This is a genomic window from Paenibacillus sonchi (genome assembly GCF_016772475.1).
Classification (GTDB): domain Bacteria; phylum Bacillota; class Bacilli; order Paenibacillales; family Paenibacillaceae; genus Paenibacillus_AQ; species Paenibacillus_AQ sonchi.
In genome coordinates this window covers 507,512-532,206 of the sequence record NZ_CP068595.1, presented here as the reverse complement: position 1 = coordinate 532,206, position 24,695 = coordinate 507,512, and the positions used below count along the sequence as shown (strand labels likewise).

General features: G+C 46.0%; 21 protein-coding genes and 1 pseudogene. All 22 read left to right on the top strand.

What is annotated here, in order from left to right:
• The first annotated feature begins 43 nt into the window (after positions 1–43).
• The 22 genes and pseudogenes from tig (at position 44) to JI735_RS02300 (ending at position 24,679) form a co-directional block, all read left to right on the top strand.
• Positions 44–1,369: a trigger factor gene (tig, locus tag JI735_RS02405; RefSeq protein WP_039838063.1), complete on the top strand. Its 1,326-nt coding sequence runs from the start codon at positions 44–46 to the stop codon at positions 1,367–1,369.
• Positions 1,370–1,659: 290 nt separating this feature from the next.
• The gene (clpP, locus tag JI735_RS02400) at positions 1,660–2,250 is read left to right on the top strand and encodes an ATP-dependent Clp endopeptidase proteolytic subunit ClpP (protein ID WP_039838062.1); all 591 of its coding nucleotides are present in this window, start codon (positions 1,660–1,662) and stop codon (positions 2,248–2,250) included.
• A gap of 12 nt (positions 2,251–2,262) precedes the next feature.
• Positions 2,263–3,519, top strand: a complete 1,257-nt coding sequence (gene clpX, locus JI735_RS02395; protein WP_020430248.1) for an ATP-dependent protease ATP-binding subunit ClpX — start codon at positions 2,263–2,265, stop codon at positions 3,517–3,519.
• A 113-nt stretch (positions 3,520–3,632) separates the two neighbouring features.
• On the top strand, positions 3,633–4,772 hold the full coding sequence (gene ispG / locus JI735_RS02390; protein WP_039838064.1) for a flavodoxin-dependent (E)-4-hydroxy-3-methylbut-2-enyl-diphosphate synthase: 1,140 nt from the start codon (positions 3,633–3,635) through the stop codon (positions 4,770–4,772).
• Positions 4,773–5,073: 301 nt separating this feature from the next.
• Positions 5,074–6,781: pseudogene (gene lonB, locus JI735_RS02385) on the top strand (ATP-dependent protease LonB).
• Between the two features lie 297 nt (positions 6,782–7,078).
• Positions 7,079–9,442, top strand: coding sequence for an endopeptidase La (gene lon / locus JI735_RS02380; protein ID WP_051052156.1), 2,364 nt, complete (start codon positions 7,079–7,081; stop codon positions 9,440–9,442).
• A gap of 12 nt (positions 9,443–9,454) precedes the next feature.
• Entirely contained in the window at positions 9,455–10,120 is a 666-nt protein-coding gene (gene yihA / locus JI735_RS02375; RefSeq protein ID WP_039838058.1) for a ribosome biogenesis GTP-binding protein YihA/YsxC, read from the top strand.
• A 208-nt stretch (positions 10,121–10,328) separates the two neighbouring features.
• The gene (locus JI735_RS02370) at positions 10,329–10,916 is read left to right on the top strand and encodes a hypothetical protein (RefSeq protein WP_039838057.1); all 588 of its coding nucleotides are present in this window, start codon (positions 10,329–10,331) and stop codon (positions 10,914–10,916) included.
• Between the two features lie 104 nt (positions 10,917–11,020).
• Complete coding sequence (locus JI735_RS02365; protein ID WP_039838056.1) at positions 11,021–11,803, top strand: tyrosine-protein phosphatase; 783 nt, start codon at positions 11,021–11,023, stop codon at positions 11,801–11,803.
• A 142-nt stretch (positions 11,804–11,945) separates the two neighbouring features.
• Positions 11,946–13,949 (top strand): S-layer homology domain-containing protein, encoded by a 2,004-nt coding sequence (locus JI735_RS02360; RefSeq protein WP_039838055.1) that lies wholly within the window; start codon positions 11,946–11,948, stop codon positions 13,947–13,949.
• A 159-nt stretch (positions 13,950–14,108) separates the two neighbouring features.
• On the top strand, positions 14,109–14,885 hold the full coding sequence (locus JI735_RS02355; RefSeq protein WP_020430234.1) for a YveK family protein: 777 nt from the start codon (positions 14,109–14,111) through the stop codon (positions 14,883–14,885).
• Complete coding sequence (locus JI735_RS02350) at positions 14,866–15,552, top strand: CpsD/CapB family tyrosine-protein kinase (protein WP_039838054.1); 687 nt, start codon at positions 14,866–14,868, stop codon at positions 15,550–15,552. The genes JI735_RS02355 and JI735_RS02350 overlap by 20 nt, the downstream gene beginning before the upstream one ends.
• A 42-nt stretch (positions 15,553–15,594) precedes the next feature.
• Positions 15,595–17,427 carry a polysaccharide biosynthesis protein gene (locus JI735_RS02345; protein ID WP_039838053.1) on the top strand — a complete coding sequence of 611 codons (1,833 nt, stop codon included), beginning with the start codon at positions 15,595–15,597 and terminating at the stop codon, positions 17,425–17,427.
• A gap of 24 nt (positions 17,428–17,451) precedes the next feature.
• Positions 17,452–18,162, top strand: a complete 711-nt coding sequence (locus tag JI735_RS02340; RefSeq protein ID WP_039838052.1) for a RodZ family helix-turn-helix domain-containing protein — start codon at positions 17,452–17,454, stop codon at positions 18,160–18,162.
• Positions 18,163–18,164: 2 nt separating this feature from the next.
• Positions 18,165–19,208 (top strand): copper amine oxidase N-terminal domain-containing protein, encoded by a 1,044-nt coding sequence (locus JI735_RS02335; protein WP_202677012.1) that lies wholly within the window; start codon positions 18,165–18,167, stop codon positions 19,206–19,208.
• A 101-nt stretch (positions 19,209–19,309) separates the two neighbouring features.
• Positions 19,310–19,915: a sugar transferase gene (locus JI735_RS02330; protein ID WP_039838049.1), complete on the top strand. Its 606-nt coding sequence runs from the start codon at positions 19,310–19,312 to the stop codon at positions 19,913–19,915.
• Between the two features lie 31 nt (positions 19,916–19,946).
• Entirely contained in the window at positions 19,947–20,798 is an 852-nt protein-coding gene (locus tag JI735_RS02325; protein ID WP_039838048.1) for an NAD-dependent epimerase/dehydratase family protein, read from the top strand.
• 17 nt (positions 20,799–20,815) lie between these two features.
• On the top strand, positions 20,816–21,301 hold the full coding sequence (locus JI735_RS02320; RefSeq protein WP_202677011.1) for a glycosyltransferase: 486 nt from the start codon (positions 20,816–20,818) through the stop codon (positions 21,299–21,301).
• Positions 21,301–21,648 carry a glycosyltransferase family protein gene (locus tag JI735_RS02315; protein ID WP_202677010.1) on the top strand — a complete coding sequence of 116 codons (348 nt, stop codon included), beginning with the start codon at positions 21,301–21,303 and terminating at the stop codon, positions 21,646–21,648. Before JI735_RS02320 ends, JI735_RS02315 begins: the two co-directional genes overlap by 1 nt.
• 58 nt (positions 21,649–21,706) lie before the next feature.
• Complete coding sequence (locus tag JI735_RS02310) at positions 21,707–22,579, top strand: glycosyltransferase (RefSeq protein ID WP_039838046.1); 873 nt, start codon at positions 21,707–21,709, stop codon at positions 22,577–22,579.
• 19 nt (positions 22,580–22,598) lie between these two features.
• Positions 22,599–23,519 carry an alpha-1,2-fucosyltransferase gene (locus JI735_RS02305; protein WP_202677009.1) on the top strand — a complete coding sequence of 307 codons (921 nt, stop codon included), beginning with the start codon at positions 22,599–22,601 and terminating at the stop codon, positions 23,517–23,519.
• A 44-nt stretch (positions 23,520–23,563) separates the two neighbouring features.
• Positions 23,564–24,679: a hypothetical protein gene (locus tag JI735_RS02300; protein WP_039838044.1), complete on the top strand. Its 1,116-nt coding sequence runs from the start codon at positions 23,564–23,566 to the stop codon at positions 24,677–24,679.
• Positions 24,680–24,695 lie beyond the last annotated feature (16 nt).

The following is a 24,695-nucleotide window of genomic DNA, read 5'->3' as shown; positions in this document are numbered from 1 at the left end:
TTAAAGAAAACATGTAACCTATTTTTGGAGGGAAAAGTATAATATGAAAGCAACCTGGGAAAAAATAGAGAAGAACCTTGGAGTTCTAGAAGTCGAAGTAGAAGCAGAACGCGTAGCTGCAGCGCTCGACAAAGCTTTTAATAAAGTAGTGAAGAAAGCCAACGTGCCTGGTTTCCGTAAAGGCAAAGTGCCACGGCCGATTTTTGAATCCCGTTTTGGTGTGGAAAGCCTGTACCAGGATGCCATCGACATTCTTCTTCCGGAAGCTTACGGTGAAGCGGTTGAAGAAACCGATATCTTCCCTGTAGACCGTCCTGAAGTGGATATTGAGCAATTTGCCAAAGGCCAGCCATTCATCTTCAAAGCCAAGGTTACTGTTAAGCCTGAAGTGGTACTGGGCCAGTACAAAGGCCTCGAAGTTCCGGCTCAGAAGGCTGAAATTACGGAAGATGAGCTGAACGCTGAATTGAAGCGTCTGCAGGAGCGTCATGCTGAGCTTGTTGTGGTTGATGACGAGCCCGCAGCTAACGGCGACATTGCTGTGATTGACTTTGACGGATCTGTGGATGGCGTGCAATTCGAAGGCGGCCAGGCAGAACGCCACTCCCTGGAGCTGGGAAGCAATTCCTTCATTCCAGGTTTTGAAGAGCAGGTTGTGGGCATGTCTACAGGAGACTTCAAGGATGTTGAAGTGACTTTCCCAGAGGCTTACCATGCTGAGAACCTTGCCGGCAAAGCGGCAGTATTCAAAGTGAAAGTACACGAAATCAAACGCAAACAGCTTCCTGAGCTGGACGACGAATTTGCGAAGGATGTAAGTGAATTCGATACGCTTGAAGAATACAAAGCAGATCTGAAAGCACAGCTCGAATCCCGCAAGCAGGATGAACTCAAAGGCGCACGTGAAACTGCGGTAGTTGACGCAGCGGCAGCTAATGCCGAAGTTGAAATTCCTGAGGCCATGATCGCAAGTGAAGTAGCCAACATGGTTCGCGATTTCGATAACCGTCTGCGCCAGCAGGGCATGAACATGGATATGTTCCTGAGCTTCTCCGGCCAGACCCGTGAAGATCTGGAGCTTCAGATGAAGGGCGATGCTGAAAAACGCGTCCGCAACAATCTGGTTCTGGAAGTTATCGCAAAGTCAGAGAACATTGAGGTTTCCGAAGAAGAAGTGAATGCAGAACTCGCTTCTATGGCTGAATCCTTCAAACGTACTCCTGAAGAAATCCGCAGCATTCTGGCAGCCAACGGTTCCCTGAGCAGCTTGAACGATGAAATTTCGCTGCGCAAGACCATTGATTTCCTCGTGGAGAACAGTGTAGAAGTTGAAGCTCCAGCTGCACCAGAAGAAGCAAGCGCTGAATAATCCTTTTCGGAGGCTGGACTCCATCTAGAACGGCCAGATAAGGCGGCCTCCATAAACATAGATAAGGCACGTAATTTCTTTACGTGCCTTATTTTTTATCGACGGAGAACTATTATGATACATAGTCACAGTCAGAGTGATTGGCATTATCATGGGATTTGCGCTATAATGGCAGGCACATGTACAATGCGATACGGTGCAGAAGTGAAAAAATGACATCGCGCCTTGAACGTGTTAAAATATTTCTGAAACGGAAAGACTAATCTGTACAGAGAAAAGAGGTTGGTGGCATGAGTCTGGTACCAATGGTTGTAGAATCAACAAGTCGGGGAGAACGGTCATACGATATCTATTCCAGATTGCTCAAGGATCGCATCATCTTCCTAAGCAGTGCGATTGACGATGATGTCGCCAATCTGGTCATTGCCCAGTTGCTGTTCCTGGCAGCAGATGACCCCGAAAAAGACATTCACCTGTACCTCAACTCGCCCGGTGGTTCTGTGACAGCCGGCATGGGTATATATGATACGATGCAATACATCAAGCCGGATGTCTCGACGATCTGCGTGGGCATGGCGGCAAGCATGGGATCGCTGCTGCTTACGGCAGGGGCTCCAGGCAAAAGATACGCACTCGCCAACAGTGAAGTGATGATTCACCAACCGCTCGGCGGCGTTCAGGGTCAGGCATCCGATATCTGGATTCATACCGACTGGATTCTGAAGACGAGACAGAAGCTGAATCAAATATATGTAGATCGCACAGGTCAGCCCCTTGAAAAAATCGAACGGGACACAGACCGCGATAACTTCATGAGCGCGGAAGAAGCAAAGGAATACGGGCTGATTGACCAGGTGCTCTCTTCACCGATCAAATCTTAAAGGGGTGGTAAGATGTTTAAATTTAATGATGAAAAAGGGCAGCTGAAATGTTCCTTTTGCGGCAAATCCCAAGAGCAGGTTCGCAAGCTTGTAGCAGGACCTGGCGTTTATATATGTGATGAATGCATCGAGCTGTGCACGGAAATCGTGGAAGAGGAGCTCGGCCATGAGGAAGAGCTGGATCTGAAGGATATTCCAAAGCCGAAGGAAATCCGCGACATCCTTGATCAATACGTCATCGGCCAGGAGCAAGCGAAGAAATCGCTTTCCGTAGCCGTATACAATCACTACAAACGTGTCAACAGCCAGAGCAAGATCGAAGATGTGGAGCTGACGAAGAGCAACATTCTGCTTCTCGGTCCAACCGGCTCCGGTAAAACACTCTTGGCGCAGACCATGGCGAAGATTATTAACGTTCCTTTTGCCATCGCAGATGCCACTTCCCTTACGGAAGCGGGATATGTGGGTGAGGATGTAGAGAACATCCTGCTGAAGCTGATTCAGGCTGCTGATTATGATGTGGAAAAAGCAGAACGCGGCATTATCTATATTGATGAAATTGACAAAGTGGCCCGCAAATCCGAGAATCCGTCCATTACACGTGACGTTTCCGGTGAAGGCGTGCAGCAGGCTTTGCTGAAGATTCTTGAAGGCACTGTAGCTTCTGTACCTCCACAAGGCGGACGCAAGCATCCGCATCAGGAATTCATTCAGATCGACACCACGAATATTCTGTTTATCGTCGGCGGGGCTTTTGACGGCCTGGAACAAATGATCAAACGCCGTATCGGCAAAAAGGTCATCGGTTTCAATGCAGCGGTAGAAGGACAGAAGGACCTGAAGACTGGCGAATATCTGTCCATGGTATTGCCGGAAGACCTGCTCAAGTTCGGTCTGATCCCCGAGTTTGTCGGCCGCTTGCCGGTCATCTCGACACTGGAGCCGCTTGATGAGAATACACTGGTCCGGATTCTGTCGGAACCGAAGAATGCACTCACCAAGCAGTATATCAAGCTGCTGGAAATGGACAATGTAGCGCTGAAGTTCGAGCCGCTCGCTCTTGAGGCCATTGCCAAGGAAGCCATCAAGCGCAACACGGGTGCCCGTGGCTTGCGTGCCATTATTGAGAGCATTATGCTCGATGTAATGTATGAGGTGCCTTCACGCGATGACATCAAAGACTGTGTCATTACGGAACAGGTGGTGCAGGAGAAGTCCCTGCCTGAACTTAGCCTGAAGAAAGACAAGAAAAAAGAGGAAAGCGCCTAAGAGCCCTTTCCTTCACCATACAGTCATTAACAATACAAGTCATTGTCTCCACCTTACAACCGCCTGTACGGCGCGGGGAGGGTGGAGCTTTGATCGTTATGGGGGAGAAAACCATGTTCTTGAGACACCAGACCCGTCCCGTCAATGTTGGCGGGGTTATTATTGGGGGAAACAACGAGGTTGCTATTCAAAGCATGTGTACAACCAAAACAGCTGATGTCGAAGCAACGGTAGCCGAGATTCTGCGGCTGGAAGAAGCGGGCTGTCAGCTTGTGCGCGTGACGGTCAACAATGAAGAAGCGGCAGCAGCCATTAAGGAGATTAAGGCGCGGATTCATATTCCGCTGGTGGCGGATATTCATTTTAATTATAAGCTGGCTTTGCTGGCGATAGAGAACGGCATCGACAAAGTGCGCATCAATCCGGGTAACATTGGACGCCGGGACAAGGTGGAAGCAGTCGTCAAAGCCTGTAAGGAAAAAGGCATTCCGATCCGTATCGGCGTCAATGCCGGTTCTCTGGAGAGCCATCTCCTGGAGAAATACGGCTATCCGACCCCGGAAGCCATGGTAGAGAGCGCTCTGTACCATATCGGAATTCTGGAAGAACTCGATTTCGATGATATCATCGTATCCCTCAAAGCCTCTGATGTCCCTATGGCCATCGAAGCCTACCGCAAGGCCGCGGAAGTGATTCCCTACCCGCTGCACCTGGGGATTACCGAATCCGGCACGCTGTTTGCCGGTACGGTGAAGAGCTCGGCCGGGATCGGTGCGCTACTCTCGATGGGCATCGGCAGCACCGTGCGGATCTCGCTCAGTGCGGATCCGGTGGAAGAGGTGAAGGTGGCCCGTGAGCTGCTGAAGACCTTCGGTCTGATCTCTAACGCGCCTACGCTGATTTCCTGCCCGACCTGCGGACGGCTGGATATTGACCTCTTCTCCATCGCCAATGAAGTGGAAGAGTATATCTCCAAGCTGAAGGTGCCGATCAAGGTATCCGTGCTGGGCTGCGCGGTTAACGGCCCGGGTGAGGCGCGTGAAGCCGACATAGGTATTGCCGGTGCGCGCGGGGAAGGTCTGCTGTTCCGTTACGGCCAGATGATCCGCAAGGTGCCTGAAGCCGAACTTGTCTCCGAGCTGAAGAAAGAAATTGATGCGATCGTTGTTCATTTTGAAGCCACCGGCGAAATTCCGGGCCGCAAGCATGCAGGGCTGGCACCGGCAGTGCAATCAGGCAACACAGAGCAATAATTCCCGAAAGTGAAGCAGAACCCGGAATTCTGTAAGCAATTATAAGATCATAAGCGAACGTCCCGTCCCGCACCGGATAACCGGCAGGGGAGCGGGGCGTTTTATTTTTCATTTGCCGGACAGCCCTGCTTGAGGTGTATCCGCCTGATTCAGCTCAGTCATAACGGTACCTCCTGTCTGCTAAGTATTTCCGTTTGCTATAATTCTGTATGCAGGCGTTTACGAATGACCGAAAAGGCTATACTACCTAGTAGTAGCCAAATACAGGACAGGTAGACTGAAGCGAACAGGAGGATGACCTATGGAATTAAGTATATTGCTGATGATCGTGCAGCTCTTTTTCGCGCTGGTCATCGGCGTTTATTTTTGGAATCTGCTGCGGGGACAGAAGACCAATAAAACGGCGGTGGACCGGGAGTCGCGCAAGGAGCTGGACAAGCTGCGCAAAATGCGGATGATCTCCCTGACCAAGCCGCTGTCTGAGAAGACGCGTCCGGCCTCCATTGGAGATATCGTGGGGCAAAAGGACGGGCTGCGCGCCCTGAAAGCGGCACTGTGCAGTGCCAACCCGCAGCATGTCATTATTTACGGGCCGCCTGGTGTCGGAAAGACAGCGGCTGCGCGCGTGGTAATGGAGGAAGCCAAAAAAATGGGCTCTCTCCCTTCAAAAGCGATGCGAAATTCACGGAGATTGATGCCACCACCGCCCGTTTTGACGAACGCGGCATTGCCGATCCGCTGATTGGCTCCGTGCATGACCCGATCTATCAGGGAGCAGGGGCGATGGGCGTGGCCGGTGTGCCGCAGCCGAAGCCGGGGGCGGTAACCAAGGCGCATGGCGGCATCCTTTTCCTGGACGAGATCGGAGAGCTGCATCCGATTCAGATGAATAAGCTGCTGAAGGTGCTGGAGGACCGTAAAGTGCTGCTGGAGAGCGCGTATTACAACTCCGAGGACAGCAATACACCTGCGTATATTCACGATATTTTTCAAAATGGCCTGCCGGCCGATTTTCGGCTGGTGGGCGCCACCACGCGTTCGCCGGAAGAAATTTCACCGGCATTGCGTTCCCGCTGCATGGAAATCTATTTCCGGCCGCTGCTGCCGGAGGAGATTGCCGTCATCGGACGCGATGCGGTCCAGAAGATCGGGCTGAAGCCCAGTCCCGAAGCCATTGAAGTGGTGCAGCAATACGCCACCAATGGCCGCGAGGCAGTCAACATGATCCAATTGGCGGCGGGGCTTGCATTAACTGAAGGACGGGATACCCTGAGTGCAGCCGAAGTCGAGTGGGTAGCCAGCAGCAGCCAGCTGCCCATGCGCACGGAGCGCAAGATTCCGTCTTCACCGCAGATTGGCCTGGTCAATGGACTGGCCGTATATGGTCCGGGTATGGGTACGCTGCTTGAGATTGAGGTTTCTGCCGCACCCGCCAAAAGCGGGCAGGGAAGGCTTAATGTGACCGGAGTGGTGGACGAAGAAGAGACCCGCGGCGGCTCGCGGACGATCCGGCGCAAGAGCATGGCCAAAGGCTCGCTCGAAAATGTGCTGACAGTCCTCCGGGCCATGAATCTGGAGCCGGACCGCTATGATCTGCATGTGAACTTCCCGGGGGAACGCCGATAGACGGCCCTTCCGCCGGAGTGGCAATGGCGGTGGCCATTGTCTCTGCCATCCGGCAGCTGCCGGTGGATAACACCGTAGCCATTACCGGAGAGATCGGCATTCACGGACGGGTGAAGCCGGTAGGCGGCGTAATTGCCAAGGTGGAGGCAGCCTTCCAGGCAGGGGCAACTACTGTACTGATTCCCAAAGAGAACTGGCAGTCGCTGTTTGCCGATCTGGCCCCGCTGCAGGTGATTCCGATGGAAACGGTAGAGGAAGTGTTCCGTCATCTGTTCGGCGCTGAAACTGCGGATGTGCGCCTTCCGGCTGTATCCGGCGAAACCTTCTCGGCGGCTCCTTCGCTGCTGAAAGCGGATGCCAGCGGCGACAGCGCGACGGGTTGATTCAAGCTTGAAGGCGCTTAGCCATCTGCTGGTCTACGTTTCCTTCTATGATCAGCAGCTGTAATATCCCGGCAGGCTTCCGGCACACCATTTGGTTGTGTCACGGAGGCCTGTTTTTTGCATTAGGACCGTGCAGACATATTCCGGGAATAAGCAGCGAATAATAAAACAGGTCTGGCAAAGCGGATTATATGGACTGGAAGCAGCAGGAGGGCTTGGCCTGTTGGTGTTTTGAAGCCGCTTTTGTTAGAATGAAGCATATGACACTACTTGAGAACCATGGGAGGTGCGAAAGCGATGATACAAAGCAAATCCAAAGGTCGTCGTTTTCCTTTATTGCCGCTTAGAGGTCTTCTTGTATATCCCAGCATGGTTCTTCACCTGGATGTGGGACGCGAGAAGTCAGTTCGGGCGCTGGAAAAAGCTATGGTTGAAGATAACCTGATTCTCCTCTGCTCCCAGTCGGAAGTGAATATCGAGGAGCCGGGACAAGAAGATATTTTTCGGGTCGGCACGGTCGCTAATGTGCGGCAGATGCTCAAGCTTCCCAACGGCACGATCCGTGTGCTTGTGGAAGGCGTGGAACGGGCCGAAATTATTAACTATACGGACAACGAGGAGTATTACGAGGTGATGGCGCGTGTGCTGCCTGAGGAAGAGGATGTGGACCAGCAGAGCGATGCCTTAATGCGCACCGTGCTGAACCAGTTCGAGCATTACATCACCCTCTCCAAAAAAGTCACTCCCGAGACGCTCGCTGCCGTATCTGATATCGAGGAGCCGGGCCGGCTGGCCGACGTCATTACGAGCCATTTGGCGCTGAAGATCAAGGATAAGCAGGAGATCCTGGAGACCATCGATGTCAGCAAACGTCTGGAGAAGCTGCTGGATATTCTCAACAATGAACGCGAGGTGCTGGAACTCGAACGCAAGATCAACCAGCGGGTGAAGAAGCAGATGGAGAAGACGCAGAAAGAGTATTATCTCCGTGAGCAAATGAAAGCGATCCAGAAGGAGCTTGGCGACAAGGAAGGCCGGGCCGGCGAAGCCGATGAACTGCGCACCCTGATGGAAGAGAAGGAACTGCCTGAACGCGTAAAGGAAAAGATTGAGAAAGAGATCGACCGGCTCGAAAAAATGCCGGCAAGCTCGGCTGAAGGCGGCGTGATCCGCAATTATGTCGATATGCTGCTGAGTCTGCCGTGGACCGAGTCTACCGAAGATGACCTGGATATCCTGAAGGCAGAGCAGGTGCTGGATGCGGACCATTATGGTCTGGAGAAGCCCAAGGAACGTGTGCTGGAGTATCTTGCAGTGCAGAAGCTGGTCAAGAAGCTGAAGGGGCCGATTCTCTGTCTGGTAGGTCCTCCGGGCGTCGGCAAAACCTCGCTCGCGCGCTCCATCGCCCGTTCGCTGAACCGCAAGTTCGTGCGTATCTCACTGGGGGGCGTGCGCGACGAAGCTGAGATCCGCGGCCACCGCCGCACCTATGTAGGTGCTATGCCGGGCCGGATCATCCAGGGGATGAAGACTGCAGGGAGCATCAATCCGGTGTTCCTGCTGGATGAGATTGACAAGATGGCGGCGGATTTCCGGGGCGACCCGTCGGCTGCGCTGCTGGAAGTGCTGGACCCCGAACAGAACAACACGTTCAGCGACCATTTCGTCGAGCTGCCGTTTGACCTCTCGAACGTCATGTTCGTGACGACGGCCAATACCGTGCATAATATTCCGCGTCCGCTGCTGGACCGGATGGAGATGCTGTTCATTCCCGGCTATACGGAGCTGGAGAAGCTGCAGATTGCCAGCCGCTATCTGCTGCCGAAGCAGCGCAAGAACCACGGGCTGGAGGAAGGGCAGCTGTCCATTGAAGACGATACCCTGCTCAAAATTGTCCGCGAGTATACCCGGGAGTCCGGGGTGCGCAATCTGGAGCAGCAGATCGCTGCGCTGTGCCGCAAGGCTGCGAAGATTATCGTATCGGGCGAGAAGGAGCAGGTAAGTATCCTTCCCGCTGAGGTCAAGGATTACCTAGGCGCTTCGAAATACCGCTATGGAATGGCGGAGCTGGAGGATCAGATCGGTACAGTTACCGGACTGGCCTGGACGGAAGTGGGCGGTGATACGCTGCTCATTGAAGTGACAGTGGTCCAGGGAACCGGCAAGCTGATCCTGACGGGTCAACTGGGCGATGTGATGAAGGAATCGGCACAGGCCGCCTTCAGCTATACCCGTTCGAAGGCCGAGGAACTGGGACTGGCACCCGATTTTTATGAAAAGAACGATATTCACATTCACATTCCCGAAGGCGCCATTCCAAAGGACGGACCGTCTGCAGGGATTACGATTGCAACCGCGCTGATCTCTGCACTTACGAAACGTTATGTCTCGAAGGATGTGGCGATGACCGGCGAGATTACGCTGCGCGGCCGGGTTCTGCCGATTGGCGGGCTGAAGGAGAAGTCGCTTGCCGCCCACCGGGCCGGATACAAAAAAATCCTGCTGCCAAAGGACAATGAGCGCGACTTGAAGGACATCCCGGAGAGCGTCCGCAGCGATGTGGAGTTCGTGCCGGTTTCCCATATGGATCAGGTGCTGAAGCATGCACTGGTCGAACATCATAATGAAATCAGCAGTGAAGCGCCGAGTAGTGTGCATTAGAAAGGAAGTCCTATGAAAGTTAACAATGCCGAATTTATCATCAGCGCCGTAGGCCCTGATCAATACCCTGTTGACGCCTTGCCGGAGATTGCTCTGGCAGGGCGCTCCAACGTCGGGAAGTCTTCTCTGATCAACCGGATGATCAACCGCAAGAATCTGGCCCGTACCAGCTCCACACCGGGCAAGACGCAGCATATGAACTATTACCGGGTTAATGAAAGCATGTATTTTGTCGACTTCCCAGGCTATGGTTATGCGAAGGTGTCCAAAACCCAGCGCGCCTCCTGGGGCAAAATGGTCGAGAAATATCTGGCCGAGCGCGACACTCTGAAGCTGGTCCTGCTCATTGTGGATCTTCGCCACCCGCCTACGGGCAATGACAAGATGATGTTCGACTGGCTGAAGCATTACGATCTGCCCCTGTGTGTTGTGGCTACCAAAGCGGACAAGATTCCCAAAACCCGCTGGCCGAAGCACATCAAGATTATGAAGCAGGAGCTGGGCGTGCTGCCGGGCGATAACTTCATTTCCTTTTCCTCCGAGATCGGTCTCGGCAGAGATGAATTATGGGAGCTAATTGAGCGCTATAATCAAGCTTCCGAAGAAGATCCGGCCCTAGAGCCGGGGATTGAAGATGCTGGAAATGAAGCGCAGCCGGAAGATCCTTCCGAGGCTTGAATGGTAACCCGGTGATGCGTATTCCATAGGATCAGCGCGTATTACTCACAGAATAGTGAGGAATACATATGTATTCCGTAGCTCTTATCCTTTTCTCCCGTTATAAGATGAATTATCGGCCTATATCCTGTTCCCCCTGATGAGAAAACCTGCTGCTCTTCATTGTATAATCATGCTAAAGGCTGCTACAAAGAATTGAGGGATGGTCATGGCTCAGAGATTGGCAACAGAATATGTGAAGGCGACTTTGCAAATGACGGAATTTCAAATGAAACAGTTTCTGCTTACAGCCGATACCTGCTTCATCAGCCACCGGGTGAAAATTCTGGGCGGCGGGGAACAGGAAATCGTCCTGGAGGAAGCGGGAGGCGAGGAGGTTCATTTGTCTTTCCAGCAAAGAGGCAGCATCTACGTATGCACCTTGTCCTGCCGAATTGTGAACCCGCATCTGAATAACGCAATCCGCAAGCTGTTCGTCACCTACAAGGGAACCGGAACGGTAAATCGAATATATCAAGGCCTCACCATGGTGTATGTATACGAGAACGGCTCGGTCCGCAGAATCTCTGAGGTTACGCCGCTGGGCAGCAAGCTGGTCTATCAGCACAGGCACTCGCTTGCCGAAATGCTGCGTCTCTACAAGTCCGATACGGTTGAGCAGGAGATTGAGAGCTTGCGTGTCAACATCGACCGTCTGCTTGATCAGCGTAACCGGGTATGCGGGAATGAGGAAATTCAAGAGATTGACAGAAACCTTGCCGAGGTCACCCGGAAGCTGTTCGAGCTGGAAGCCTAGCAGGGCATACTATTTAAAAATTTAGCAATCATTTCCTAGCGAAATGGTTGTATTTTTTTTAGAAAACTATAAATATACGCTAGAGAGGGACCGATAAAAAGCATATGATAGATATCCATAGTCACATTCTACCCTTCATGGACGACGGGGCTGCCGATTGGGACGCGGCTCTTGCTATGGCTCAGGCTGCCGGGAAGGATGGAATTTCCACTGTTGTCGCCACGCCTCATCATGCCAACGGAGTCTATTTGAACCCCGCTCCGAATATTGGACAAGCTGTGGAGCAGCTGAATCAGAGACTCCGGCAGGCCGATCTTCCGCTGCAGGTGCTTCCCGGCCAGGAAATCCGCATTTATAGTGATCTGCTGAATGATCTGGAGCAGGGCCAGCTCCTGACGCTTGCAGGTTCACGGTATATTTTGCTGGAAATGCCTTCTTCCCGGGTACCGCGTTCAATGGAAGAGACCTGCCATGAACTGCTGATTCAAGGCTTTGTGCCAGTAATTGCCCATCCGGAGCGCAATGCCGAGGTAGCTGCCGATCCTTCCAAGTTGACAAGATTAATAGAGCTGGGCGCACTGGGCCAGCTTACTGCCCAGAGCCTGGCCGGAACGTTCGGAAGCAAGCTGCAGAAGCTGTCATTGGACCTGTGCCGCAGGAATGCTGTACATGTGATTGCCTCGGACGCCCATGACAATCAGCATCGTCCGTTTGGTCTGAGTGAGGCCTACGGGGTTTTGACCAAAGAATTAGGAACGACAGCATCCGATCTTTTTCGTCAAAATGCGCTAAGAATCGTTAATAATGAAGAGATTATTCGAGCAGATTATCTACAATCTCACAAAAAACTTCATAGATTGTTCGGATTTTTTTCTCGTAAAGGGTGACCTCGCGTTCTATTGATGGTAGAATGGGTATTACTGGTTTATTGTTATTTTTTATCAGAGTAGTGTAGTCATAGGGTTTCGGCTCTATCTATGCTAGCAGTAGTACTAGAAATATAAATACATACAAAGAGGTGGATGAAAAGTGTCTTTGAAGAAAAAGTTAGCAGTATCAACATTAGCAGCAAGCATGACAGCAGCATCCTTTGCAGGTTTTCCGTTCAGCAGTACTGGTCTGGCTCAGCATCTTGGACTGGTTGGAACGGCTGCAGCGGCTGAAGTTGGCCATCAGACCGTTAAGGACAAGATTACGACTATTTACAAAAACTTGACCGTAACAGAAGTAACTTATTTGAAGAACTATTCAAATGAAGTAGCAGGACTTGACAAGGATAAGTTCGAGAAGATTTTTGCTCCGGTTCTTGGCAAGATTGACCTAACCGATAAGGAAAAAGCAACCTCTTTGAAATTATTCAAAAGCGTTTCCAGTGTAGTATACGATGTGTATGCAAATGATTTTGATGTGCTGAAAGACATTCGTTTAGATAAGGATAATGTTGCTTTGTTCAATACAATTGCAACCCAGGCTAACGTTCCAAACCTTAGCTTCGACGACATTCTGGATTTCTTCTTCGCTTCTAACGGCGTAGAAGCAGAACTTCGCACTTTGGTGGTGAACAAATTGGGCACGGATCCGCTCAACCTTGCTGATCCTGCTTCACAGAAGACTTTGGTGAAGGACGCTGTCTACAAAGTTCTCGACCAAAAGATTGGTACTGGCGCGTTAACTGTTAGTCAAGCGTTTGCCAATTTGAAAATTTCTGCTGATGATCTCGTACAGACCTTCGTTAATGTGAATACAGAAATTAAATCTTCCAGAAAAGCAGCTCAATCACTTGCTTCGGCCTATCTTCGTGCTTATCCGTTGACTACTACTAACCCTGGAAGTGGTAGTGGTAGTGGCGGCGGCGGTGGCGGCACTGCTGTAGTAGTCACTAATCCAACCGCTACTCCTGGATTCTACGATGTCTCCAAATTGGTTAGCATTGTCGGCGACAAAGCAACCCTGAAGCTGGTTGACGCTGATGTGATCAAGGCTTTTGACGCATTGCTGGCAGCTAATCCTGGCAAGACTGGCCTTACACTTACCCTGAATTTGGGCACTGTCAATGCTAAGGTAGTAGAAGTTCCACTGTCCAAAGCGATTATTGAAGCCGCTAAGGCAAGAGGTATTGCTAATATCGCAGTAACCTTCAACGGTCTGACAGTTACAATTCCGGTATCCCAGTTCAGTGATGCAGTAACACTGACCGTTACGAATGAAGCTGACACAACAGTAACTTCCCTGACCAGCCTCAAGCTGGCTTCGAAAGTGTACTCTTTCGATCTGACAGTAGGCGGCGTGAAGACAACAACCTTCAAACAACCATTGACTATTAAGCTTCCTTTGGCCAATACAACTGGCCTTGACAAGGAATTGCTCTCTGTGTCGAAAGTGGTCTACAAGGCTCTCGAATTCCATGGCGGCGTAGTTGACGGCGACTATATCGTTGAACCGCGTGATACCCTCTCGACATATGCAGTCGTTGAGAACAAAGTGAACTTCAATGACGTTGCAAGCGTACAAGCATGGGCTGGAAGACAAATTCAAGTTGTAGCCGCTAAAGGCGCAATTGAAGGTGTTGGCGCAAGCAAGTTCGCTCCGAAGAGCAATGTTACCCGCGCTGAGTTCTCTAAGATGCTGATCCGTGCGCTGAACCTGGAGAACAGCACAGCTACTGAAAGCTTCGGCGATGTTGCCTCCACAGCCTGGTACGCTCCTTATGTAGCCGTTGCTGCTGAGAAGGGCATCGTTACGGGCCGCAGTGCTTCCCAGTTTGATCCAAACGCAACCATCACCCGTGCTGAAATGGCAACGATGATTGCCCGTGCGGTTAAGACTGTTAACCCGCAAGCCACTGCAGGAGATGCTTCGTCGTTGACTAAATTCGCGGATGCTGCGAAGATCGCCGCTTCCCTGAAAGATGGAGTAGCCTTTGCAGCCAGCCATAACCTTGTTATCGGCAATGCCGGCAAGTTCAACCCGAACAACACAGCAACCCGTGCAGAAGCAGCTGTAATCATCTACCGTACCATCAACTTCAAGTAAAAGTTTTTATTATAAGCAAGTGGAGAGCCTCCTCTCGTCTCGGTGAGAGGAGGCACTTTTTTAGCTTATATACATTGAACTTGCGAACTCATATTCAAGATTCACCAGTTCACTGTGTATAGGATGAATATTACAGAAACAGCTTGGAGGGAAATTCACTTGTCAGCACAAGAATTGGATCTTCGCGATTATTTCCAGATCGTCAGGAAGAGACTGTGGATGATTGTAAGCATTGTGGTTGCGGTTTGTATTCTTGCCGGAGTATACAGCCTATATATTAAGAATCCGGTGTATGAAGCCTCCACCAAGATTATCGTTAATCAGACGCCTACACAGTCTACTGTGGCACAGCTTGACCTTAATCAGATCAATACCAATATTCAGTTAATTAATACCTACAAGGAAATTATCAAGACACCCGCTATTCTGGATGTCGTAGCCAAGAACTATCCGCAATTCAATCTTACTGCGGAAGATCTGCTTAAGAAAGTTAATGTGAGTTCCGTAAATAATACGCAGGTGATGACACTTGTCGTTCGAGATAATTCGTACCAGAGAGCTGCAGAAATCGTGAATGCCATTTCACTTGTGTTCAAGCAGGAGATTCCGTCCCTGTTCAATGTGCAGAACGTATCCATCCTGAATGAGGCTAAGGTTGATCCGCCGGTTGCACCGGGACCTGTTGAGCCTAACGTTGTAATGAATCTGGCAATTGCTTTTATCGTTTCATTGATGATTGGTCTGGGTATCGCGTTCCTGCTGGAATATCTGGATGACACCTTGAAGACCGAAGAGGATATTGAGAAATATCTGGGTCTGCCTACGATCGCCATGATCACCAGACTGGGGCAAGAGGAAACGAAGTCCACAGAATTACAGGCCCAGAAGCTGACCAGAAAGGCAGGAGAACTCGAACATGTCACAGCAGCCAAGTAAACAACGCCATCTCATTACCGTGACCAATCCGCGTTCGCCTGTATCGGAAGCTTTTCGCGCTCTGCGGACGAACATTGATTTCTCTTCCGTAGACGAGCAGATCCAGATCATTATGGTTACCTCCTCCGGCCCTGAAGAAGGAAAGTCTACGGTTACAGCCAACCTTGCGGCAGCTTATGCCCAAGCGGACAAAAAAGTTTTGCTGATTGATGGGGATTTGCGCAAGCCTACAGCTCACAAAACATTTTCGTTAAGCAACCGTGCTGGACTGTCTTCGCTGCTGTCGCAGCAGGCTGATCTGGAGGATGTCGTTCAGGATTCAGGTGTAGCTAATCTCTCCATCATGACTTCAGGTCCAATTCCCCCAAATCCGGCAGAAATGATGGCCTCCAACAGGATGAGTGCTGTGCTGCAGGAGCTGCGTCAGCGCTACGATATGATTTTGTTCGATACTCCGCCCCTTTTGGCTGTCACAGATGCACAAATTATCGCCTCCAAGAGTGACGGAGTCATTATGGTGGTCAGCTATGGCAAAGTGAAGCGGGATATCGCAGCCAAGGCCAAGTCTAACCTTGACCGTGTTGGTGCGAAGATGCTGGGAGTCGTACTGAACAATGTGAAGCGCAAAGCCAGTGAAGGTTATTATTACTACTACTACGGAAATTAAGTTCTATATAGAAGAAAATTGTTATTTTTGGAGGCACTGAAAATGACAGCGAAAACCAGAGTTTATTTGTTATTCCTCATTGACCTTGCGATCATCTGGTTCAGTATTGTGACTTCTTATATGTTCCGGTTTTCCAAGGGCATACCTGACGAATATACGCTTCAGATGCTGGTGTTCGGTCTTATTGCGACAGTAACCTTTGGGGGCAGTCTGATCTATTTTGGCTTGTACCGCAGATTATGGCAGTATGCCAGCATTGATGAGATCATTTCTGTATTCAAAGCGATTGTTGTAGGAGCTGTCCTTTCTTTTGTGGCGGCATTTATCATTTTGCCGGAACGGGTCCCCCTCAGCATTGAGGTGCGCGCGATGGAAACGATCCTGCTCCTGGTGGGAGGAGTCCGCTTCTGCTGGAGAGTGTTCCGCAATGATCGTATTAACTCCAAGGATACAGAGACTCATACCCTGATTGTGGGTGCCGGTGACTGCGGAATACTGATCGCCCGGGAAATGATGGGCCCTTCATTTGCCCATACGCGAATTGTCGGCTTCATTGATGACAGTGCAGATAAATACCATCTGTCTATCTTGGGAGTACCCGTTCTCGGCAACCGTTATGATATTCCCCGGCTTGTGAAGGAACTCGAGATTCATGAGATTATTATCGCTATGCCTTCTGTATCCCGAACGGAAATCTCCGAAATTATTAACTTGGCGAAGGCTACCGGGGCCAAGCTGAAGATTATTCCAGCACTTAATGACTTGATTGCCGGCAAAATTTCGGTAAAAAAGCTGCGTGATGTCAGCGTAGAGGATTTGCTTGGACGCGAACCGATTGTGGCTGACATGAACAGCATTCTCGGGTATGTACATAACAAGACGGTATTAGTCACCGGGGCTGGAGGTTCAATTGGCTCAGAGCTATGCCGTCAGATATCCCCTTTTGCCCCAGACAAACTGTTAATTCTCGGACACGGCGAAAATAGCATTTACACGATAGAGATGGAGCTGCGGAAGAGCTTCCCGGATCTGAACATTGTTACCGTAATTGCGGATGTTCAGGACCGCACGCGGATGATGGAAGTATTCCAGAGTCACAGCCCGCATGTAGTCTTTCATGCGGCAGCGCATAAGCACGTTCCTCTGATGGAACGCAATCCCGCCGAGGCCATTAAGAACAATGTCTTCGGGACCCGCAATGTAGCTGACTGTGCTGACAAATATGGAGCGGAACGGTTCGTATTGATCTCCTCTGACAAAGCCGTTAATCCGACCAGTGTGATGGGAGCGACCAAACGTATCGCAGAAATGTATGTGCAGAGCCTCAACACCTCCAGCCCAACCAAATTCTCAGCAGTACGATTCGGCAATGTCTTGGGCAGCCGGGGCAGCGTCATTCCGGCCTTCAAGCAGCAGATCGCTGCGGGCGGACCGGTTACCGTGACCCATCCCGAGATGGTACGTTATTTTATGACGATTCCGGAAGCGGTGCAACTGGTCATCCAGTCCGGATCATTTGCGAATGGCGGAGAAGTCTTTGTACTGGATATGGGCCAACCAGTGAGGATTCTGACCTTAGCCGAGGACCTGATTACCTTGTCCGGCTATGAGCCTTACAAGGATATTGAGATTACCTTCTCCGGAATACGGGAAGGTGAGAAGCTGTATGAAGAACTGCTGACAGCCGAGGAGAATCTGGGTTCCACCCGGCATAACCGGATCTTCATCGGTAAACCCAACGTTCTTAGCCAGAATCAGCTGGAACTGGAGTTCAAACGTCTGGAACGTGTATTGGCTGAAGACGGAGACGCTATTCGTGAAGTCATTAACCAGATTGTGCCGATGCAGCCGGTAGCTCAAGCTGCGATTAGCTAATTCATTCCTATGGAGGTACCTGAAGTGTTCAACAAAAGATGGAAGAAAGTATTGTTCTGGACGCTGTCGGTGATTGTCGTGTTAGGAGTTGCAGGCCTGTTCGCTGCCAACTATGCAGTAGATAAGTTAATGAGTTCGATGGCTGACGGTTTCAACGTTGAAGCAAACGAGACTACCAGTAATGCTCAAGGAGAAATTGTTGAACCTCCTGTAGCTGCGGGTGACGCAACTGCGGAGCCAAATGCTTCAGCAGCACCAGGATCGAAAGTTGAGCCAACAACTGCGGTATCACCTTCGAGTACTCCGGCTTCAGATGGTGCCGGTGATAAAAAGGCGAATAATGGTGGAAAAGCGGCTGCCAGTACAAGCCAGCCGACAAGTACTCCGGTTCCAACACCTGAGGGTGTGGATGGTATAGCTCATATTTCTACTGATAAGGCTAAAGAAGTACAGGAGAGCGTAACGTTAAAAGATAAAGCTGATGTTGCATCAATAGTGGCACAACAGTTAAGTGTTTCGGATATCAAAAGACTTCAAGAGTTAGCCAAAGGCGGACTGACTAACGAAGAAAAGAAGGAAGCTCGTAGTATTATCCTTAGTAAAGTTTCTGAAGATCAATATAACGAATTAGTACAAGTCGCTAAGAAATATGGTTTGAGCCAAGGAAAGACCTATGATCAAGTAACTGGTAACAAGAAAGAAAGCGAAGAAGCCACCAAAGAAGGAAGTGAATGATGATGTCTAAAGCGAAATTTCCAGCAGTAGCATTGATGCTGCTGATGTTGATTGGGATAGCTCCACTAACTGCATCCGCTCCATTGTCTGCATCAGCATCTACAGTTACTGATTCGATCAAAGTTCCCACTATGGAAGTGAAGATGGTCTTTGACGGAGTGACCCTGCAGCCGCCTGCTGGGCAATATGTATTTATGTATAACAATACTACTTATGTACCCCTGCGTTTCATGTCCTACGCCTTGCAGAAGAGTGTGAGCTGGGACGCCAAGAATGTAAAAGTTACAGTGGCTGATCCGAGCAGTTCAGAATTGGTAGTGATCAAGGAGTACTTAATGAATGCCGGAAACGGGAGTGGCGCAGCTACTGCGAGCAAAAACATCGTACTCAGTAAAGTAAAAGCCAGCTACGTTTTTAGTGGTTCCACTAAGGCTGTTCCTTCCGGTCAAGGCAGCTATTTACTGAATGGATCGTTATATGTCCCCCTTCGTTTTTTATCGGAATCTGTAGGGAATTCCATTAGCTGGGATCAGAAAAATAAGACGATTACAGCTGCTTCCAAAACTTATCAAAAGCAATCGGATGGGAGTGCTAATGGAACAGGCCAAGGCAATGTCTCTGCTCCAGGAGCAACAGCGAATCCTACAGCTACCTCTAAGCCAAATGCGACATCCACACCAGCTGCTTCGGCTGCACCCGGTGCTGCGGGAGGAGCCACAGGCGGTGGATCTTCCAATGGTAAGGTATCTTATGAGGCTATTACTAGTGAAACTGAAGACAAGTTGAATGCATTGAAATCCGAAGCCCAATCCTCACTCGGCGGTCTTGCTTTTGAATATTTGGCAGCAACAGACGAAGCCACAAGGAATGCACTAATTGCCAAAGGTAAGGAACAACTCGCCTCATTCACATCCAGCTTTAATAGTATAGTTGCTGAAGCTGAACAAAAACTAAACAATAATGGCTATAGCACAGCGATCATTGCTGAGTATAGAAAAGCATTTAATGCGTCTGTGCAGCAGGGATTGTCGAAGCTTGGGGGATAAGTTGCAAGAGTTACTTTTGATCAATTACTGAATATCCCATCTCTTCACTTGGTAAGGGATGGGATTGCATAGTAAAGAGTTCTTAAGGATTAGGTGAACAAATGAGACCTTATATTGTAATAAAACAAATTTTAGATGTTATGATGGCTCTAATCGGAATACTCCTGTTATGGCCTTTTTTCTTGATTATCGCAGTGGTAATCAAGCTCACCTCAAAAGGGCCAGTACTATTCAAACAAAAGCGGCTAGGGAAGAACAAGAGTGAATTTTATATTTTGAAGTTTAGGACCATGCGTACGGATACACCAAGTGATATGCCGACGCATCTATTACAAGATCCAGATTTTTTTATCACTAAAGTTGGCAAATTTCTTCGGAAGACAAGTTTGGATGAACTTCCACAGATTATAAATATACTTAAAGGTGAAATGAGTATTATTGGTCCGCGACCTGCGCTTTGGAATCAATATGATTTGATTGCTGAGCGTGATAAATACAAAGCAAATAATATAAAACCTGGGCTAACTGGTTGGGCGCAAATCAATGGCAGAGATGAACTGCCTATTGAAGAGAAGGCTAAGTTTGATGGTGAATATCTAAATCTTTTATCTTTAACTTTTGATTTTCAAGTTTTTTTTAAGACGGTATACAATGTTGTTAAGAGAGAGGGGATTATCGAAGGTAACAAGCAATCTAGAACATTATAAATAAATAGATTCAATGATTCGGAGATCCTATATGAAAATACTTGTAACAGGTGAAAATGGTTATATAGGCAAGAAATTTGCAGCTTGGTTAAAACAGTGGCCAAAAGAATATAAAGTGGATTTTATATCTGTTAGAGACGATGAATGGAAGAAACATAAGTTTTCTGATTATGATGTTCTATTTCATACGGCAGCACTAGTGCATAAAAAAGAAAAGCAAGAAATGAGCGAAACATATTACAAGGTTAACAGGGATTTGACAGTTGAACTTTCTAAAAAAGCAAAAAAAGAGGGGGTTAGCCAATTTGTATTCCTGAGTACAATGGCAGTTTTTGGAATGGAGGGAAGCACCAAAAATGTGATGGTAATTGATAAAGAAACTGTAGAGAAACCAAATACTTTATATGGAAAATCAAAGTTTCAAGCTGAGAATGAAATTAGAAAAATGGAAGAGAAGAATTTTAGGGTAACAGTCATTAGGCCTCCTATTATTTATGGACCAAATTGTCCTGGAAATTACTCCAAATTAAAAAAATTAGTGCTTTGGTCTCCGCTATTTCCTGAACTTAATAATAAAAGAAGTATGCTTTATATAGATAATTTATGTGAATTTATTAGGGGAATAGTAGATAGAAAAGAAGCTGGTGTCTTCCATCCCCAAAATAAGGAATATGTTGATATTCAAGTGCTTGTTAAGCATATCGCATCAAATAATCATAAACAAGTAAGATTTTCGAGGGTTTTAGCTAATATTTTAATTTTTATTCCTGAATTCGGAATCCTTAGAAAACTATTTGGTTCATTAGTTTATGATTATGAGTTGACAGGAGATTACATGGTTGACGTTGAGGAGTTTGAAAGTTCAATTAATAAAAGTAACTAATAATTGGAGTACGTGCTATGAAAAATACAAAGTATTCTGTATTAATGTCTTTATATTATAAAGAAGATCCCAATTATTTGCGTGAAAGTATAGAAAGCATGCTGCAGCAGACTCTTAAGCCGGACGAAATAATTATAGTTAAAGATGGTACTTTAACACCATCACTTGAGCAGGTTTTGAATGAGTTTGCTAATGAGCCTTGCTTAAAAACTATACCGTTAAGGGAAAATAAGGGACTGGGCGAAGCTTTAAATATAGGAATGAATTATTGTAAAAATGAACTTATAGCTCGTATGGATACGGATGATGTTTCTAAGAAAGATCGATGTGAGAAACAAATAAAAATGTTTGAAGAAAACGAATTACTCTCAATAGTGAGTTCATCAATCATGGAATTTGAGGTTAATATTGATAAAGTCAAATCAATAAAAAGACTTCCATTAACACATGAATCAATTCTTAAGTTTGCAAAAAAAGAAATCCCTTTAACCATCCTGCTGTAATGTACAAAAAATCAGTAGTCTTACAAGCTGGGGGATATAAGCATTTTGAGCTATTTGAAGATTACTATCTATGGGCAAGAGTTCTTATGAATGGAGCGGTAAGCGCCAATATTGAGGAACCTTTACTTTATATGCGTGCTAATAGAAATATGTATAAGAGACGAGGGGGAGTTTCGTATTTTAAATGCATTATTCTCTTTAAGTGGCATCTTAGAAAAATAGGTTTTTATTCACTTTTAGACTTTTTTATGTCAGCTTTAGCTCAAGGGACGCTAGCTGTGTTACCAAATAGTATTAGAATGAAAATTTACAAGGTGTTTTTAAGAACTGGTGCTCAGGGGAAATAATATCTTTGGTATTTTGATAATTTTATCCTGTTTTTGGATGAATGTGAGGGGATAATAGATGGAGCTATGTTTGGGAGTGGTTTTGTATTATCCCAGCCAAGAAAATATAAACAATATACTATTGTATTCAAAGTTTATTAGCAAAATATATATATATGATAATACAGAGGAGCCAGATTCAAAAATTGCGGAGGCATTTTCAAATGAAAAATTCTATCATTATATGCCTCAGAAAAGCAATATGGGAATGGCAAAAGCATTAAACGATTTATGCAATAACGCAATTAAAGATGGATTTGATTATATCATCACCATGGATCAAGACAGTGTTTTTGAAAATTCGAGTTTAAATATTTTAATGGAATTTATTTCGAATAATGATTTAACGGATGTTGGAATTGTAGCGCCCAAGATAATATTCTTAAATTGGAAATCTAACAAATCAAAAACAAATTCCATGGCAAGTTTAGGCACTAACTTGTCTAATAACGTTAAATGGGTTATTACCTCAGGTAGCGCAATTAATCTTAAATCATACTCTTATACTTCAGGGTTTGATGAAAACTACTTTATTGACAGATTAGATTATGATTACTGCATGCAGTTGAACTCATTAGGCTTAAAGATAGTTGTTTTGAATAATTCCTACTTGAATCAAAGTTTAGGGGAAGGTACTAGAAATCTATTTGGGTTTCAATATTCGGAACATAATGCATTGAGGAACTATTATATTTTCAGAAATAGACTTTATTACTCAGATAAATATCTAAAAGGATTAAGAAGGTTTTCTTTTAGGTTCCTGGGAAGCTTAAAACAGATTATTTTTATTATATTTTTTGATAAAAATAAAGGTCCAAAAATCAAAATTATAAATAAAGCATATCAGGATTATACACAGGGAAGAATGAATAAGTATAATTCAATTAGGTGATGATGAAATGATAGGGTCTATGAGTAAAAAAAAGAAGATAATAATCCGAGTTATGGGTGGACTGGGAAATCAATTATTCCAATATGCGTATGCAAGATACTTACAAGAATTATACAATGCTGATATTTATTTGGATTTGAGAGGATATCAAAATTATAAAGTAAGAGAATTTTCATTAAACAAATTTCAACTGAATGATAGAGTCAATATTTTTAGTGAGGCAATGGTCACTCGTAATGATAGATATAGGTATGGGTTAACTAGGAGAATTTATCATATTGTACAGTTTATGATCAAAAAAATTACACGGAAAAATAAAATGGGAACTCTACTATTTCATTTGATGGCGAAGGGGGGGTATTTCTATAATTTTGATGTTTTTTATTACCCAACTCCAAAGTATTCGGGTAAAAAAGATATATTTGTATATGGCTATTTTCAAAGCCCCTTCTATTTTGAAGCAGTTAAAGAGGTACTGCTAAACGAATTGGTGGTTAAAAAAGATTTCCTGTCTAAAACTCAAAATATCGTTGAGGAAGTAATGTCAGTTAACAGTGTTGCAGTCAGTATTAGATGTGGTGAAGACTATTTAAATAGTAATTTGAATGTTTTTTCTGAGAGGTACTTTTACGAGGGAATAGATTACATAAAAAAACGGGTGAATAATATTAAAATTTATATTTTTAGTGATGATATTAATAAATGTAAAAATCTTTTTTCATTTGGTCAGGAAGTAACGTATATTGAAGGTGTGTCTGACTATGAAGGAATAACTATTATGAGTAAATGTAAACATTTTATTATTTCTAACAGCTCATTTTCTTGGTTTGGTGCTTATTTATCAAATTATGAAGAAAAAATAGTTATTGCACCAGAGAAATGGTATAAAAACAAAAAAGAGGGAGAAGATATTTATTTTCCTAATATGATAAGAATGTAGTTCATTTCTATATTACTATCAATCTTATGAGAGGGAACATAAAAATGAAAAGTGCAATTTATATTGTTTATGATTTTGAAAGTTATAGGAATAAAATATTGGGGCAGATGAGCTCTCTAAGAAATTTTGGATATGATACTTATCTTTTAATAATTTGTGAGAAGGGAAGTTGCGAGTTTAGTAGCTTCATTAATGGAGAAGTGAAAACAATAGAAACATTCAAGCTTCAGAATTACTCAAAATATACTTTAAAACCAAGATATGAGTTATGTTCTTATATAGATCAATTAATAAGCAGGTACGATTTTAAATTATTTTATTTCAGAAGACTTGGGTTAGATATAACAGGTTGGTCGTCAATCTTTAAAAAAATTAAAGAAAATAACTCTAGGGAAGTATTTTATGAAATACCTACATACCCCTTTGATAAAGTCAATAGAATTAAAAGTACTATTGCTACTTTTGCTGAAAATTTCTATTTTCAAAGGTTTATTTATAAGTACATAGATCGAATTCCAGTAGTCGTACAAAATGACTGTGTATTAGATCGTAAAATGGTCGAGTTTAACAATGCGATAGATATATCTTCTATAAAACATTCAAATGCAGAGCCAAAAAAAATAGTAAAGGAATTTAATGTTATGGCTCTAGCCCATGTTAATTACTGGCATGGTTATGATAGAGCTTTGCGAAGTATAGCTGCGTATAAAGGAGAAACAGAAATTTATTTTTATATCATTAGCAATGAGACTAAGGAACTCAATAACCTAAGAAAACTATCTTCTGATTTGAATATTGAAAAAAATGTGATTTTTAAAAAATATAGTGATATTGAAGATATCCAGTCGGAAGTAAGCAATTATCATGTAGCACTAGGAGGCTTGGGTTATTATAGAAGAAATGCAAAATATGATACCTCCATAAAAAATAAAGAATATTGTGCTTTTGGGCTACCTTTCGTAATAGCAAACCCTGATAAATCTTTTCCTAAGGATTTCAGATATCAATATAAGGTAATGGAAGATGAAAATATATTTGATTTTAATAATATTATTAATTGGTTTAAAGAAATATCAGCAGAAGATTACAAAAAAGAGATGATTAAATATGCATGTGAGAATCTAATATATGATTTACAAATGGATAAGATACTCAAATAATCTTTGAGGCAATAGG

What these genes read in the sequence shown, in the direction of transcription:
- tig (WP_039838063.1), top strand. Translation starts at nt 44, where the DNA reads ATGAAAGCAACCTGGGAAAAAATAGAGAAGAACCTTGGAGTTCTAGAA.
- clpP (WP_039838062.1), top strand. Translation starts at nt 1,660, where the DNA reads ATGAGTCTGGTACCAATGGTTGTAGAATCAACAAGTCGGGGAGAACGG.
- clpX (WP_020430248.1), top strand. Translation starts at nt 2,263, where the DNA reads ATGTTTAAATTTAATGATGAAAAAGGGCAGCTGAAATGTTCCTTTTGC.
- ispG (WP_039838064.1), top strand. Translation starts at nt 3,633, where the DNA reads ATGTTCTTGAGACACCAGACCCGTCCCGTCAATGTTGGCGGGGTTATT.
- lon (WP_051052156.1), top strand. Translation starts at nt 7,079, where the DNA reads ATGATACAAAGCAAATCCAAAGGTCGTCGTTTTCCTTTATTGCCGCTT.
- yihA (WP_039838058.1), top strand. Translation starts at nt 9,455, where the DNA reads ATGAAAGTTAACAATGCCGAATTTATCATCAGCGCCGTAGGCCCTGAT.
- JI735_RS02370 (WP_039838057.1), top strand. Translation starts at nt 10,329, where the DNA reads ATGGCTCAGAGATTGGCAACAGAATATGTGAAGGCGACTTTGCAAATG.
- JI735_RS02365 (WP_039838056.1), top strand. Translation starts at nt 11,021, where the DNA reads ATGATAGATATCCATAGTCACATTCTACCCTTCATGGACGACGGGGCT.
- JI735_RS02350 (WP_039838054.1), top strand. Translation starts at nt 14,866, where the DNA reads ATGTCACAGCAGCCAAGTAAACAACGCCATCTCATTACCGTGACCAAT.
- JI735_RS02345 (WP_039838053.1), top strand. Translation starts at nt 15,595, where the DNA reads ATGACAGCGAAAACCAGAGTTTATTTGTTATTCCTCATTGACCTTGCG.
- JI735_RS02335 (WP_202677012.1), top strand. Translation starts at nt 18,165, where the DNA reads ATGTCTAAAGCGAAATTTCCAGCAGTAGCATTGATGCTGCTGATGTTG.
- JI735_RS02330 (WP_039838049.1), top strand. Translation starts at nt 19,310, where the DNA reads ATGAGACCTTATATTGTAATAAAACAAATTTTAGATGTTATGATGGCT.
- JI735_RS02325 (WP_039838048.1), top strand. Translation starts at nt 19,947, where the DNA reads ATGAAAATACTTGTAACAGGTGAAAATGGTTATATAGGCAAGAAATTT.
- JI735_RS02320 (WP_202677011.1), top strand. Translation starts at nt 20,816, where the DNA reads ATGAAAAATACAAAGTATTCTGTATTAATGTCTTTATATTATAAAGAA.
- JI735_RS02315 (WP_202677010.1), top strand. Translation starts at nt 21,301, where the DNA reads ATGTACAAAAAATCAGTAGTCTTACAAGCTGGGGGATATAAGCATTTT.
- JI735_RS02310 (WP_039838046.1), top strand. Translation starts at nt 21,707, where the DNA reads ATGGAGCTATGTTTGGGAGTGGTTTTGTATTATCCCAGCCAAGAAAAT.
- JI735_RS02305 (WP_202677009.1), top strand. Translation starts at nt 22,599, where the DNA reads ATGAGTAAAAAAAAGAAGATAATAATCCGAGTTATGGGTGGACTGGGA.
- JI735_RS02300 (WP_039838044.1), top strand. Translation starts at nt 23,564, where the DNA reads ATGAAAAGTGCAATTTATATTGTTTATGATTTTGAAAGTTATAGGAAT.